We start from the raw sequence: 13,875 nt of genomic DNA, 5'->3' as shown, positions 1-13,875 counted from the left end.
TTCTTCCTGTTTGGATTCTCGTTTATACATATGATTCATTAATAAGTCCATCTTTTCTTTTTGTAATGCATCTGTTTGAGCGGCGTGCTCGACTAACTCTTGAAGCATTTTTTCTTGAGAGCCTTCTTTTACATAAACTTGTTGCATCAATTCATCTAGTTTCTCATCCTTTAAACGATTTTGTGTAATTAGAGTAGAATTTTGATGAATAATTGCTTCATTTAATTGAGCTAGCATTTCAAGTTTCAACATGAATTCCTCAAAGTTACGTCCATCTTCCTTTTCTTTCGGTTGTATCTCTTGCTTATCTTGTATAACTGGTACAGGTGGGGCCTCTTTTTCTTTTAAAATAATCGGTATCGTTTCTGAAATATCTTCTTGTAATGTAGCAGCTCTTTCATGTATAGATTTCAATAGTTTTAAATCATCAAGTTTATAAATACGAGCATCAGCTGTTTTAGAAATCATATAGCCATGTTCCTCTAACAGTTGACTATATTTGCGGACTATATGTTTTGGGATGCCTGTTTTATTCGTGACATCTTTCGTTTTATAGGTAGCTTCCATGATATTTCCTCCCCAAAAAGTATCGTATATATCATTTCAATCTTTTATGAGGACTTCCTTTGAAAAAGAATGTCGGAAGGCTATTAGTTTTCTACAGCATTAGTGAAAAAATGAAAGTTTTTGGCGGAATGGCAAGGAATAACTAAAATAATGTCTGAAAACATATACAGGAGAAGTTTGTTATAATAACGGAGGAAAAAAGAAACTGGTAGAAACATGGAGGTATACATGAAGCAATTAAAAGGTATTATCATTTCAATTATCGCAATTCTGTCTATTTTAGTAGCAGTTTATGAAGTACTTGTGCCAGAGGAAACAAGTGTAAAGAAAACGAATACGTATGATCAAGTGTTAGAATTTCCGAAAGAACGTTATCCAGAGACAGGAAAACATATTACGGATGCTATAAAAGAAGGGCATTCAGAAGTTTGTACAATCGATCGTGGTGGTGCTGCAGATAGAAGGAAATTGTCGTTAGCACCATATCCTTCAAAAAAAGGGTATGATCGTGATGAATGGCCAATGGCGATGTGCAAGGAAGGCGGAAAAGGAGCACATATTGAATATATAAGTCCGGCGGATAACCGCGGAGCAGGCTCTTGGGTAGGGAATAAGTTAGATAAATATCCAGATGGTACGCGTGTGAAATTTGAAGTGAAGTAGTAGTTGTACATTTCATAATGAAGGAGAACGGGAACTATGGAGTTAACAATTTCTTATTCGCAATTAATGTTGATGAACTATGACGGTGAGCAGCCTTATGTAGACTGGACGGATGAAGATTTTGAAAGAGGTTATGCTGAGGCAGAGGGAACTGTTATTTTTGAAGCACTTTCTGATTATACTTGTGAAGTGAAAGTGACCCCAGGGAAACATATTGAAAAAGAAGAAGTGATTAGAACGATTACGGTTCCTTTTACAGTTGAAAATGAAAGTATCGTTATAACGAGTATTCTTTCAAATAAATTTCAAATACCTATTCCAAATGGTGAGTATACAGTGGTCTTACAAGCAATTCCTCTTGAAGAGCCAACGGATGATGAATTATATAAAATACAATACGAATTCTTTTTTGAAAGTAAAGAATAAAAAATGGGTTATCCTCAATAAGGATAACCCATTTTCGTTATGCGTTTGTTTTTAGCAGGGAGCGAGCATCTTTTGCTGCTTGCACCATGTGCTCTAAAGCTGGAATAACTTCTTCTGTTCTTCTCGTTTTTAAACCACAATCAGGATTAATCCAGAAATATTTAGGATCGCATACTTCTAAAGATTGTTCTACGATTTTATACATTTCATCTTTACTCGGTACACGTGGGCTATGAATATCATATACACCTAGACCGATGCCTTTTTCATATGTTGTATGTTTTAATGTATCAATAAATTCACCGTGACTTCTTGATGTTTCGATAGAAATCACATCTGCATCTAATGCGCGAATCGCATCAACAATATCTTCGAAGTTACTGTAACACATATGAGTATGAATTTGTGTTTCATTTGCTACAGAAGAAGTTGCTAAAAGGAAGGATTGAACTGCCCATGTAATATAAGCGTCCCAATCTTTTTCTTTTAGTGGCATTCCTTCACGAAGTGCTGGCTCATCGACTTGGATTACTCGAATTCCGGAAGATTCAAGTAGTTCAATTTCGTGACGAAGAGCTAATGCAATTTGATACGAAACTTCTTTTCTTGGAATGTCATTTCGAACGAAGGACCAATTTAAAATTGTAACAGGTCCAGTTAACATTCCTTTTACAACTTTCTCTGTTAAGCTTTGTGCATAAACAGTTTCCTTAATAGTCATTCCGTTAATAAAGGCTACATCACCATAAATAACAGGTGGTTTTACGCAGCGGGAACCGTATGATTGTACCCAACCGTTTTTAGTGAATGAGAAACCAGCAAGACGCTCACCGAAATATTCGACCATGTCAGTTCTTTCAAACTCACCATGTACAAGGACATCAAGACCAATTTCTTCTTGGTAACGAATCCATTTTTCTGTCTCTTTTTCAATAAATTTTTCATATTGTTCATTTGAAATAACACCGTTACGCCATTCTTTTCGCGTTTGACGAACTTCAGTTGTTTGCGGGAAGCTACCGATAGTTGTTGTTGGTAACAATGGTAACTCTAGGGCAACTTGTTGTAATTCGTATCGCTTTTCAAATGGAAGAGGACGTGAAAAATCTTCTTCTTTTAGTGCTGTTCGTGCTGCTTTGACATCTTCACGGTTACGTACAGCAGATGAACGAATTGTATGATGTACATTTCGATATGTTTCCAGCTCATTACTAATACTTTCTGTACCTTTAGTGAGAGCAGAATGAATAAGAACTAACTCTTCTAATTTTTGATTTGCAAATGCTAACGCATCAAATAGCTCAGTCGATAAGTGAGTTTCTTCTGTTTTATCGATTGGTGTATGCAATAAGCTACAAGAAGGCTGAACAATGAAGTCTTTCGTTTGGACTTGTTTTTGTAGCGTTGTAAATAACGTAAGAACTTCATCAAGGTCAGCTCTCCAAATGTTACGGCCATCTATACAACCGACAGCTAAAGTTTTATCAGCTGGGAATCCATATTTTGAAATAGCATGTAGATTACCTTCTTTACCATGAACGAAATCTAATCCAATACCGGATACAGGGAATGTAATAATTTCTTCATAGTTTTCTTCTACACTATCAAAATATGTTTGTAAAAGAAGGTTCGCATTTGGAACTTCTTTACGAATAGCTTCATAAATTTCTTTTGCTTGTTGAACTTCTTCTTTCGTTAAAGAAGCGAAAATCGGTTCATCAACTTGAATGACTTGTGCACCAGCTGCATGTAGTTCTGAAAGCAGTTGTACGTATGGTGCAACTAATTGTTTTAAAATCGTAGCGAATTGTTCTTGTGTATAACCTTTAGCTAATTTTAAGAAAGTATATGGTCCTAAAATAACAGGTTTTCCATCTACTCCTAATTCTTGTTTTGCCTCTTCGTATAAGCGAAGTGGACGATTATCTTTTAAAGAGATTTGTAATCCCTCTTCATATTCAGGAACGATATAATGATAGTTTGTGTTAAACCATTTTGTCATTTCAGAAGCTACGTGATCTTTAGAGCCACGCGCCATTGCGAAATATACATCAAGGTAAGATGTAAACTCAGAAAAACGTGATGGGATAAATCCTAGCATATAAGCAGTATCCAAAACGTGATCATAATATGTAAAGTCGCCAATTGGAATGAGTTCAATCCCTTTTTCTTGCTGTACTTTTACGTGTTGAAGGCGAATTTCTTTCATTGTTGTTAAAAATTGTTCTTCATCGATTTTATTGGACCAAAAAGCTTCCAATGTTTTTTTCCACTCTCGTTGTAGTCCGATACGTGGATAACCTAAGTTACTTGTTTGAATTGCCATTTTAAATTCCTCCCTAATTGAAAGTAAGCATTTCCGTTTACTAGGAAATACCTATAACAAAAAGTACAAAGACATAGAAAATAAGCCTTCCTTTTTGTTTTAACACCTCATCATCATCCGTGAATCTATCAGTGTTGTTAAAACAGGCAGGTCTCCTGACTTATGCTTCATATAATTTCTTTCACCTTCCCGTTTTCACAGTGGCACTAAAAAGAAATCTCAGCATTTACAGTGGCGGGACCGTGTTGGAGTTTCACCAAGCTTCCCTTTTAAACACGAAACGAAACTTTCGTGTACCTATTTTCCTTTTGAAAGGAATTTAACAAGCGATATGATATTGAAACAAATTCTAACACAATTTTTGGAATTTTGTCTACTGTTTTAAAATAAGAAAATTCCAAAGTTTTTATTTCTTATTATTCTGACTTTTACATTCTGAAGTAACTAATAATATTACATTATAAAAAGAGAAATTGAGCTATGAAAGAAGTAGGGATGTCTTCTTTCATAGCTCAATTTTCATCTATAGCAACTTCTGAAAGCCGGCCTGCTATAGCATCTTTAAGGAGGGTGTTTAGCCATTGTAGTTCAACTGTAATATGCTCAATTACACTTTGTAAAATATATAGTTGTGCACGTGGAACTTTTCCTTTATTACAATCATATATCGTTTGCATAGTATATAAATATTGAAGAGTATCGTTTTTCTTTTTTTCTAAAATAGGAACTAATTCGTGATCATTGCTAAAGTGAGCGAAAGATAAGGCTGAATAAATAGGTTTATATATTTGGTTTTTTGCTTCGAATTGTTTTAATAGTAAAGTGTGGAATAGTTTTTTGCCTTCTTCTGTTATATGAAAAATCGTTTTGTCAGGTCGATTTGTGTCTCTAATTACATTTGTAATATGAATTGCGCCTTGCTTTTCTAATTGCTCGAAGGCGTAATAAAGTGATCCTTTAGCATATTTAATGTAACAATCCATTTGTCGTTCTTTCATAATATGCTGCACTTCATATGGATGTTTATCTCCTTCGAGTAGCAAGCCGAGAATGACTAATTTCATGCTCATGCTGTCTCAACTCCTGTATATAAAAACTTTATCCGGCATTAACGGGCAGTAAGACACCCATCCAAAAATTCAGCGGAACCAAAGAAGTTAGGTGGGGGGCGGGCTGTCCGTAAAAGCCCGATTGGTTCAATTAATAATCAGTGGGGGATGAACAAAACCGCCACTGATTAAAGATTAACTTTATACATATTATAAACGGCATATCCTTTTTCATAAAGGGATATGCCGCTTCTTTTTTATATTAACTGACTTGCTTTTGTTTTTCTTTCTTTTTAGGGCCTGTAAAGAGGCGTTCATTTCCCATAAGTAAAATACAAATAATACTTAGTACAGCCGGAATAAGTGCCCAGAAGAATGTGTTCGCAATAGATGTAGCGAGAGCTTCTTTAATACCCGCTAATATTTCAGCAGGAATTTTTGCGGTAGCGCCTGGCGATAATAAGAAACTTGTGTCTCCACCTTTTGGAGCTAATTTTGCTAGTTCAGGGGGGAACACAGAGTTTAGTTTATCTGTAAAAATATGATTTTGAATTGTACCGAAAATCGTTACACCAAGAGTCATACCGAGTGATCGGAAGAATGAGTTTGTTGATGTTGCCGAACCACGGTCTCGCATTTCTAATTTGTGAATAGAAGACATACTTAATACTGAGAATGAGAAGCCAACACCAAGCCCAGCGAGAATCATAAATAGTGTTACGAGTAAACGAGGTGTATCCATTGTTAAAGTACTTAATAAATAAATACCAAGAACGAAGAAGACGCCAGATACCATCATAATGTTACGATAGCTTGTTCGAGAAGCTAATTGTCCTCCTGTTTGACTTCCAATTACAGAACCAACCATCATTGGTGTTAAAATTAATCCGGCATTAGAGGCGGAACCTCCAAGAACGCCTTGAATGAAGATTGGAATATAAACTGTACAGATAATAAAAGCGGCACCATAGAAAAAGGCAACTCCTTGACTAGCTGCGAATAAAGGTTTTTTAAATAGATGGAACGAAATAATAGGCTCGGTTGCTTTTCGTTCTACAAAGAAGAAAATAATAAGCGTAATAACTACTGTTGTAAATAAGCCAATAATTACAGTGGAATTCCAGGCATATTCCTTACCACCAAGTTCTAATGCGAACATTAAGCAAACGATACTTATGACAAGTGTAATAGCACCAGCCCAATCAATTTTTTGTTTTCTAAATTCTAGAGACTCACTGTAGTATTTAGTAATGAAGAAAAAGGAGATAAGTCCTAATGGAATATTGATATAGAAGACCCAATGCCAACTTATATAGTCTGTAATATAAGCGCCTAATAAAGGACCGAATACACTAGAGGTCCCGAAAACAGCACCGAATAGTCCTGTCATCTTCCCACGTTTTTCTGGTGGGAAGATATCGTACATAATTGTGAAGGCGATAGGCATAAGGGCACCACCACCGATACCTTGAATAGCTCTATAAATACTTAATTGCTCAATACTTGAAGCTGTTCCGCAGAGCGCAGAACCGAATAAGAAAAGAATGAGGCCACCAATATAAAAACGTTTCCGCCCGTACATATCAGAAAGTTTCCCGAAGATAGGCATCCCTGCCATTGTTGCTACCATATAAGCTGATGTGACCCAAACAAACTTATCAAATCCTCCTAAGTCTCCAACAATTGTTGCCATTGCGGTTGCAACGATTGTATTGTCCATTGCGGCCATTAATATACCAAGCAGTAAACCAGCAACAACAAATTTTGTCTTGTTGGCGTCTTTTTTTAATGGTTGAGTTTCCAAATATAACCCTCCTTTAGAAATAAGTAAACTATATTAAGTTTTGAGTGCAGTGGATAAAAAATTTAAATGTATAGGTGATTTTAATTTCTTTTCCATAAGTGCACTGATATGCCATAAAGAATATTATAGTCAAATTTGACTATAAGGCAAACTTTTTCTTCCGTCAAAATATTCTTTCGTATGAGTAGAGAACGAGTGAGCCATATTGAATATTGCCATAAAGTAAATTGTAAAAAAATTTCATTAAGAACACCTTCTGTTAATAGATGAAAAATGGTTTTTTCTTCATATTGTCGAATAGGATAAAAGGAAGAGAAATATTAAACATTGCTTGTAGTAAGCTTTAGTAATTTGGGGAATTCATTGTGTGTATGATACATCTGAAATGAGGTGAATATATATTATGAAAATATGGGGACGAATTTCGGATACAGGAAAGTATTCAATACCGCTACAACCAGTATTGTGGATTGACGGATCGAAAAAGGAAAATGAATTTCCTCAAGTAGCCGTTACATTAAAAATTGGTAGTATGTATACAGAACAATTTTCGTATGAATTGACCTACGATGTAAACGACATACTTATTATGAGAATTGAAGTGGAAAATAAAGGGGTAGAAATGATTTCGAGAGTTATTGTAAGTCATATGATTCGAGATTACTTTGCTTATATTCCTAATTCTTTAAAAGTTGATAAGGGGATAAGTGAGTTTTTATTCCAGCTTGTAAGGTGGCGAATTGATGATTTGTTACCGAATGAAAAGGTGGAACTACGTTGTAAAATAAAAGCTAATAAAGATAAAGCTCTTAAACAAGCATTCTTTCAGGCTACATATACATTTCAAGATAAAGAGATATCATATGGTCCACTGCAAACAAATGAAGTTGTTGTGCGTCAATAATAAAAAGGAACCTGTACAAAAGGTTCCTTTTTTTAGTGAAGGTTGTGTTTTTTGAGTATTTTCTTTTGCTCTATTCCTTTTTTTCCTACATAGTTATTTTTGTAGCCAAAGTATAGAATAAATAAAAATGAAACAACATTAACAATAGCGTCAATTTGATCGTTTGTAATAAAGTGTATGCCGAAAGAGGTAAATAATAATTTTAATGATAATAGAAAACCAGCTAGTAACCGCATAGCATCTGATAGATTCTCTTTTTGTAGCATATAGATTACTCCTTTCTATAAAAGTTATATATTATATATATGAAATAGAGTAGAAAAGGTATACAAGCTTAAGCAGAAATGTACATTGGATATGTACATTTTTTATTTGGTAGAAAAACATTATTGATATAGAAACATATATTGGTATAAAAGGGGGAGAAGTATGAAACATAAAGGGAAAATTAGTGGATTATTATTTGGAAATACAGTGGCAGTTACAGAATGGATTGCACTTCAGGATGTAATTGCAAAACTGGATTCACGATCATTTTATACCGTCTTTATTATTTATATATTGCAAATGATACTAAGTTATTATTTTGGACATTGGTACGATAAAAGAGCGAACAAGCGTATGAATGAAGAAGTAGGAGGAATGGCAAGCAACGATTTTGTTGTTGATTTTTTTGGGAAAGTAGCCGCTTTATCTGAAAGAGCTTCCCGTAATATTACAGTTTACATTCTTTCTGTAAAAGAATGGGAAGGATTAAAAGACACGTTGCAAGAAAAAAAATTGGGAGTGTTAGTACAAAAATTAGAGAGTACCATTGTAAAGTCAATTCGGAAGGGAGATGTTGTTACAAAGTGGGATGAAAATAAGTATGTTATTGTAGCAATTGATAATGGTCATGAAACATCAACAATAACAAACAGATTAATGAAAAATATTGAAAGTGAAATAGAAGGTGATTTACTCAGTGTCACTCTTTTATTTGGAGCAGCTAGCTATCCAGTAGAAGGAAAAACGTTTGAAGAACTGTTGAGAAAGTCGCAAAATCAATTGTACCAGTATAGAAATTTGCAAGAAAATGAGTGAAGCTTTGATTTGAAGATATTTGATAGGAAGAAGTTTTATTTGTAACATTTTTTTGACTTTTATTACAAAAAAACGCTACTTTTGTAATAAAAGTCTTTAAAAATATATGAAATAAGCATATAATTATGATGGTAGTGTCAATGCAATTTGCACAATGTGTTTTATTTTAAAAGTGTAGAGGAAAGCAAGCTCTACACTTTTCCTTTTTAGGAAATGAAAAGAATATTTGTAAGTTGTTGCGAGATATCGATTGTACTGTGTAAAATGAACAAAGAGATTATTTGATAGAAAGCTGGAAAGGGAATGATAGACGTGAGAGCGGAACAATCACCTTTTATCAGGTGAACTATTATAGTCTTATTAAGACTGAGGTGAAATTCTGTGGCCATTAAGGTAATACATAGTGTGAACAGATTTTAAAGAACACGAAGTACTATACTTAAAGATGGATATGGAACTGCTAAATACTTCAAAAAGAATAATGTAATATTAAGTAATAATTTGTACAAACAATATTAATGATCTTCGTAAAAAAGATGCGAGTGTATAGAACAATTACATATTTTATAACTTTTTTATATTACACGATGGTCGTTTATAAGTAGGAGGAAGAGATGTTGAAATATAGTAAATTAGCAATTATAACTGCATTATCAATGACTTTATTAGCCGGTTGTTTTGGACCGAAACCAGAAGAAGAATTATATGTAGCGTTTGAAAACGCTGCTAAACAAGAAAAAACAATGTTTGAAGATGCAAAAAAACTTGAGACTTTAGAGAAAGAAGGACAAGAATTATATAACCAGATTGTGCAAGAAGGAAAAGATAATAATCAAACTGTTAAAGAAAAACTGAATCAAGCAGCAAAGAATACAACTGAACGAGAAAAAGTACTTACAAAAGAAAAAGAGGCCTTAAATAAAGCGCAAGAAGAAGTGAAGTCAGCTGATAAGTATGTGAAGAAAATTGAAGATAATAAGTTGAAAGATCAAGCTGATAAAGTGAAAAGCATGTATGAGAAACGACACGATTCATTTAATAAAATGTATGACAGCTATAATAAATCTTTAAAACAAGAAAAAGAGTTATATACAATGTTACAAGATAAAGGTACTAAATTAAAAGATATTAGTGAAAAAGTAAAAGTAGTAAATCAATCTTATAAGGATATTGAGTCAGAAAAAGATAAATTTAATGAGTTCACAAAGTCTTATAATACAGAAAAAGTAGCTTTTTATAAACAAGCAAATATTAAAATTAAAGAAGAGAAAAAATAAAACAGTTTGGCCTACACTTGGCCAAACTGTTTTATTTTTTTGTATAAGTACGACTATACCATGGAACCGGTTCACTTAATTTTTTTTCTTGTTTCAATGCTTCAGGCCCAATATAATCTTGAAGTGTTTTTTTTGCTACTGTTAAAGATAAGGTTGTTTTCGGATTTCGATAGGAGGATTCAAGATGACCAAGATGCGGTAGAATTCGAAAATCTTCTTTCGTAGGAGGGATGTGGAAAAAATAATCGCCTAAACGTATAAGGACATCAGATTGTTGTTGGCTAAAACGTGGGTTTCTAGAAAAGTGTAATCCTTCTTTAATTGCTTTTTTTTCGGCAATCAAACGCTCTAAAGCTGTCTTTTTTAACCAGTATAAATATTTAGGATTAGTAGCTGCTTTAGCATGACGATTCACAACGAAAATAGATTGAGCTAGTCGATTAATAGAATGTTGGTTTTGTAATTGAGATTGTGGTTGTGAAGGTTTCATATTGAATCTCCTTTCAATTTTTCATTATTATAGCATAAATAAAATAGGTTTTTATTATATGCAAAAAGTGATTGTATATATTTTCAATATTAAAGCAATATTGTTACAAAAAACAACTATTTTGTATAATAGTAATAGAATATGTTTTTGAAATTTGATAATGAAAGAGTGAGAAGTTTGAAAGAAATATTAAAACAACAGTATGCCATTATAGATATTGGATCTAATACAATGCGTTTAGTTATTTATGAAAAGCAAAATGGAGGTTTTTATAAAGAGATTGAAAATACGAAAGTGGTTGCTAGGTTAAGGAATTACTTAATTGATGGTGTGTTGAATGAAGAGGGAATAGAAGTATTATTACAGACATTATTTCAATTTCAAGAAAGTACAAGGTTCCATCAGTTGCATCATGTACTTTGTGTTGCAACAGCAACAATTAGACAGTCTGAGAATCAAGAGGAAATTAAAAAGCTTATTGAAGGACAAACGGACTTTACTCTTAGAGTATTATCAGAATATGAGGAAGCGCGTTACGGATACTTGGCGGTTATGAATTCTACATCGTTTTCAGAAGGAATAACGGTAGATATTGGTGGGGGAAGTACGGAAGTTACATACTTTAGAAATAGAGAGATTTTAGAGTACCATAGTTTTCCTTTTGGGGCACTTTCTTTAAAGCAACAATTTATTAAAGGTGATATTCCTACTAAAGATGAGTTAGAGGGAATGCAACAGTATTTAGAATTTCAATTTCAAACGTTACCATGGTTCATCAATAAGAAATTGCCTCTTATTGCAATTGGTGGTAGTGCGAGGAACTTAGTAAAAATCCATCAAAATTTAATATGTTATCCTATAGCAGGATTACATTTATACAAGATGAAAGAAGAAGATATTGAAAATGTAAAAGATGAGTTGGAAAAATTGTCGTTCATAGAACTTCAGAAATTGGAAGGATTGGCAAAAGATCGAGCGGATACGATTATTCCAGCGGTTGAAGTATTTCATACACTTGTTAATGTTATAGAGGCACCGGCATTTGTATTAAGTAGAAAAGGATTAAGAGAAGGTGTTTTCTATGAAGAGTTGACAAAAAATTTGGGGATTTCATATTATCCGAACGTAGTTGAAGAAAGTTTGCATTTACTATCACATGAATACGAAATGGACATGGAATTTGTTATTCAACTTATTAAACATGGAAGACTAATTTGCAAACAACTTGAGGAAATAGGGCTTATTTCTATGTCAGTAAAAGACTGGGAAGTATTCCATCAAGCAGCGAAAGTATTTAATATAGGCAAATATATAGACGAAGAAGCGAGCCGTTTACATACGTTTTATTTATTGGCGAATAAGACAATTGATGGCATGATGCATAAAGATAGAGTGAGGTTAGCGCTTATTGCATCTTATAAATCAAAAATGCTATTTAAACAACATTTATCTCCATTTGAAGGTTGGTTTGATAAAAGTGAACAAAAAAAAATCCGCCTATTAGGAGCTGTTTTACAATTTTCAGCTGCTTTAAATGCAAGGCAACGATCGCTTGTTGAAACCATATCTATAACAGAAAGCAAAGAGGCATTAACGTTTAAAGTTTTATGTGAACAGTCTGCATTAGCAGAAAAAGTGCAAGCTGAAAAACAAAAAAAACAGTTAGAAAGAGTATTAAAAACGAATATTAACTTGTTATTTGAACTAAAACATTAGGTCGTACGGATGTCTTTACGAAAAATTTACACTTTGTAATATTGTAATTTGATAAAATAAAATTAACTAAATTATAGTAAAAAAGTTTCAAGGGGAAGTGTGAAGAGAATGGAATTATCGAAGGGGAATGCAGTAAATTTAAATGATACAGCTTATTACAATAATCGAGAGTTAAGCTGGCTAGCATTTAATGAACGTGTACTACAAGAAGCGCAAGATGGAAAAAATCCACTTTTGGAAAGATTGAAATTTATTAGTATTTTTAGTTCGAATTTAGATGAATTCTTTATGGTACGTGTAGCGGGATTAAAGGATCAAGTGAGTGCTGGATTTAATCAGCCAGAAAATAAAGCTGGCTTAACACCAAAAAAGCAACTAAATAAAATTGCGATAAAAGCCCATGAACTAATGACAGTACAATATGATACATTTAAAAATTATGTATTGCCAGCGCTTGAGTTAGAGGGAATTGAACGTTTAACATTCCATGATTTGACGAAAGAGCAGCGAGAATTTATAGAAGAGTATTTTGATGAGCAAATTTTTCCGGTGTTAACCCCTGTAGCTATTGATGCATATCGCCCATTTCCAATGTTATTAAATAAAAGTTTGAATTTAGCTACTCTTTTATATGATGAGAAGCAAGCGGAGGAAGAGAATCGGACGAAGCTAGGAATTGTACAAGTTCCTTCATTACTTGAGCGCTTCATATTTTTACCGAGCGAAGGGCAAAAGCATAAATTTATTTTATTAGAAGACGTAATTAGTAGCTTTACTCATAAATTATTTACGGGATATACAGTATCATCTGTTACTCGTTTCCGTATTACACGCAATGCAGATTTAACGATTCATGAAGAAGGTGCGAGAGATTTATTAAAGGTAATTGAAAAAGAATTAAAAAAACGTAAGTGGGGGGGGGCTGTACGTTTAGAAGTTGGGAAAGAACACATTGATGAAAGAGTATTAGCGTTATTATATGAGGTTCTGGAAGTAAAAGATGAAGATGTATATATAATGGATGGGCCATTAGATTTAACATGTTTGTTTTCTTTATATAAAAAACTAGCTCCTTTATATGAACATCTTGTATATCCGGCTCTTATTCCGCAACCGCCTCAAGATTTAGGTGATGAAGAAGATGTATTTGAAAAAGCAATTGAGCATGATATTTTATTACATCATCCTTTTGAATCATTTCAGCCGGTAGTTGATTTTGTCCGTGATGCGGCAGACGATCCGAATGTACTTGCGATTAAACAAACGTTATATCGAGTAAGTGGTGATTCACCAATTATTCAGGCGTTAAAGATAGCGGCTGAAAAGGGAAAACAAGTGACGGTATTAGTTGAATTAAAGGCAAGATTTGATGAAGAAAACAATGTTCATTGGGCTAAAGAATTGGAACAGGCAGGCTGTCATGTTATTTACGGTGTAAGTCACTTGAAAACACATAGTAAAATTACGTTAGTTGTAAGAAGAAAAAACGGAAAAATTGAAAGGTTCGTACATCTTGGAACTGGAAACTATAATGATGCAACAGCGAAGTTATATACTGATTTTGGATATA

The 13,875-nt window shown here is 33.5% G+C and carries 13 protein-coding genes and 1 riboswitch; of the genes, 7 read left to right on the top strand and 6 right to left on the bottom strand.

The genetic code is table 11. The features are described 5' to 3' along the window. A partial coding sequence (locus tag MR167_RS27695; RefSeq protein WP_242315981.1) for a cytoplasmic protein occupies window positions 1-567 on the bottom strand: 567 nt, incomplete at its 3' end. A 228-nt stretch (window positions 568-795) separates the two neighbouring features. Here MR167_RS27695 and nucA point away from each other — a divergent pair. Beyond that, a complete protein-coding gene (nucA, locus tag MR167_RS27690; protein ID WP_000811494.1) occupies window positions 796-1,230 on the top strand; it encodes a DNA-entry nuclease in 435 nt (144 codons plus the stop codon). Window positions 1,231-1,266: 36 nt separating this feature from the next. Beyond that, the gene (locus tag MR167_RS27685) at window positions 1,267-1,656 is read left to right on the top strand and encodes a competence protein ComJ (protein WP_000424022.1); all 390 of its coding nucleotides are present in this window, start codon (window positions 1,267-1,269) and stop codon (window positions 1,654-1,656) included. Window positions 1,657-1,693: 37 nt separating this feature from the next. Here MR167_RS27685 and metE read toward each other — a convergent pair whose 3' ends face one another. From metE to MR167_RS27670, 3 genes are all read right to left on the bottom strand, one after another. After that, window positions 1,694-3,982 carry a 5-methyltetrahydropteroyltriglutamate--homocysteine S-methyltransferase gene (gene metE, locus MR167_RS27680; protein WP_001007602.1) on the bottom strand — a complete coding sequence of 763 codons (2,289 nt, stop codon included), beginning with the start codon at window positions 3,980-3,982 and terminating at the stop codon, window positions 1,694-1,696. A gap of 128 nt (window positions 3,983-4,110) precedes the next feature. Next, window positions 4,111-4,298: riboswitch (cobalamin riboswitch) on the bottom strand. Window positions 4,299-4,494: 196 nt separating this feature from the next. Continuing rightward, a complete protein-coding gene (locus tag MR167_RS27675) occupies window positions 4,495-5,052 on the bottom strand; it encodes a PadR family transcriptional regulator (protein WP_000062064.1) in 558 nt (185 codons plus the stop codon). A gap of 241 nt (window positions 5,053-5,293) precedes the next feature. Next, complete coding sequence (locus MR167_RS27670) at window positions 5,294-6,835, bottom strand: MDR family MFS transporter (RefSeq protein ID WP_000449901.1); 1,542 nt, start codon at window positions 6,833-6,835, stop codon at window positions 5,294-5,296. A gap of 403 nt (window positions 6,836-7,238) precedes the next feature. On the opposite strand from MR167_RS27670, the gene MR167_RS27665 reads away from it, so the two are divergent. Beyond that, complete coding sequence (locus MR167_RS27665) at window positions 7,239-7,739, top strand: hypothetical protein (protein WP_098505687.1); 501 nt, start codon at window positions 7,239-7,241, stop codon at window positions 7,737-7,739. A gap of 32 nt (window positions 7,740-7,771) precedes the next feature. Here MR167_RS27665 and MR167_RS27660 read toward each other — a convergent pair whose 3' ends face one another. Then, complete coding sequence (locus MR167_RS27660) at window positions 7,772-8,005, bottom strand: SPP1 phage holin family protein (RefSeq protein ID WP_000939446.1); 234 nt, start codon at window positions 8,003-8,005, stop codon at window positions 7,772-7,774. A 163-nt stretch (window positions 8,006-8,168) separates the two neighbouring features. Here MR167_RS27660 and MR167_RS27655 point away from each other — a divergent pair, with 163 nt between their 5' ends. Further along, entirely contained in the window at window positions 8,169-8,822 is a 654-nt protein-coding gene (locus MR167_RS27655) for a diguanylate cyclase domain-containing protein (protein WP_098505688.1), read from the top strand. A 614-nt stretch (window positions 8,823-9,436) separates the two neighbouring features. Continuing rightward, window positions 9,437-10,099 (top strand): YkyA family protein, encoded by a 663-nt coding sequence (locus tag MR167_RS27650; RefSeq protein ID WP_000922470.1) that lies wholly within the window; start codon window positions 9,437-9,439, stop codon window positions 10,097-10,099. Window positions 10,100-10,130: 31 nt separating this feature from the next. Here the strand turns inward: MR167_RS27650 and MR167_RS27645 are convergent, their stop codons facing one another. Further along, the gene (locus MR167_RS27645; protein ID WP_000804864.1) at window positions 10,131-10,589 is read right to left on the bottom strand and encodes a YkyB family protein; all 459 of its coding nucleotides are present in this window, start codon (window positions 10,587-10,589) and stop codon (window positions 10,131-10,133) included. A gap of 141 nt (window positions 10,590-10,730) precedes the next feature. Between MR167_RS27645 and MR167_RS27640 the strand changes: the two genes are divergently transcribed. Next, complete coding sequence (locus tag MR167_RS27640) at window positions 10,731-12,305, top strand: Ppx/GppA family phosphatase (RefSeq protein WP_017763557.1); 1,575 nt, start codon at window positions 10,731-10,733, stop codon at window positions 12,303-12,305. A 108-nt stretch (window positions 12,306-12,413) separates the two neighbouring features. After that, on the top strand, window positions 12,414-13,875 hold a 1,462-nt coding region (locus MR167_RS27635), incomplete at its 3' end, for a polyphosphate kinase (protein ID WP_242315979.1).

It is taken from the genome of Bacillus cereus group sp. BfR-BA-01355 (genome assembly GCF_022663675.1).
Taxonomy (GTDB): domain Bacteria; phylum Bacillota; class Bacilli; order Bacillales; family Bacillaceae_G; genus Bacillus_A; species Bacillus_A thuringiensis_S.
This window is presented reverse-complemented; position numbering and strand designations above follow the sequence as displayed.

Excerpts from the sequence above, each read along its gene's own strand:
- nucA (WP_000811494.1), top strand. The coding sequence starts at position 796 with ATGAAGCAATTAAAAGGTATTATCATTTCAATTATCGCAATTCTGTCT.
- MR167_RS27685 (WP_000424022.1), top strand. The coding sequence starts at position 1,267 with ATGGAGTTAACAATTTCTTATTCGCAATTAATGTTGATGAACTATGAC.
- metE (WP_001007602.1), bottom strand. The coding sequence starts at position 3,982 with ATGGCAATTCAAACAAGTAACTTAGGTTATCCACGTATCGGACTACAA.
- MR167_RS27675 (WP_000062064.1), bottom strand. The coding sequence starts at position 5,052 with ATGAGCATGAAATTAGTCATTCTCGGCTTGCTACTCGAAGGAGATAAA.
- MR167_RS27665 (WP_098505687.1), top strand. The coding sequence starts at position 7,239 with ATGAAAATATGGGGACGAATTTCGGATACAGGAAAGTATTCAATACCG.
- MR167_RS27660 (WP_000939446.1), bottom strand. The coding sequence starts at position 8,005 with ATGCTACAAAAAGAGAATCTATCAGATGCTATGCGGTTACTAGCTGGT.
- MR167_RS27655 (WP_098505688.1), top strand. The coding sequence starts at position 8,169 with ATGAAACATAAAGGGAAAATTAGTGGATTATTATTTGGAAATACAGTG.
- MR167_RS27650 (WP_000922470.1), top strand. The coding sequence starts at position 9,437 with ATGTTGAAATATAGTAAATTAGCAATTATAACTGCATTATCAATGACT.
- MR167_RS27645 (WP_000804864.1), bottom strand. The coding sequence starts at position 10,589 with ATGAAACCTTCACAACCACAATCTCAATTACAAAACCAACATTCTATT.
- MR167_RS27640 (WP_017763557.1), top strand. The coding sequence starts at position 10,731 with ATGTTTTTGAAATTTGATAATGAAAGAGTGAGAAGTTTGAAAGAAATA.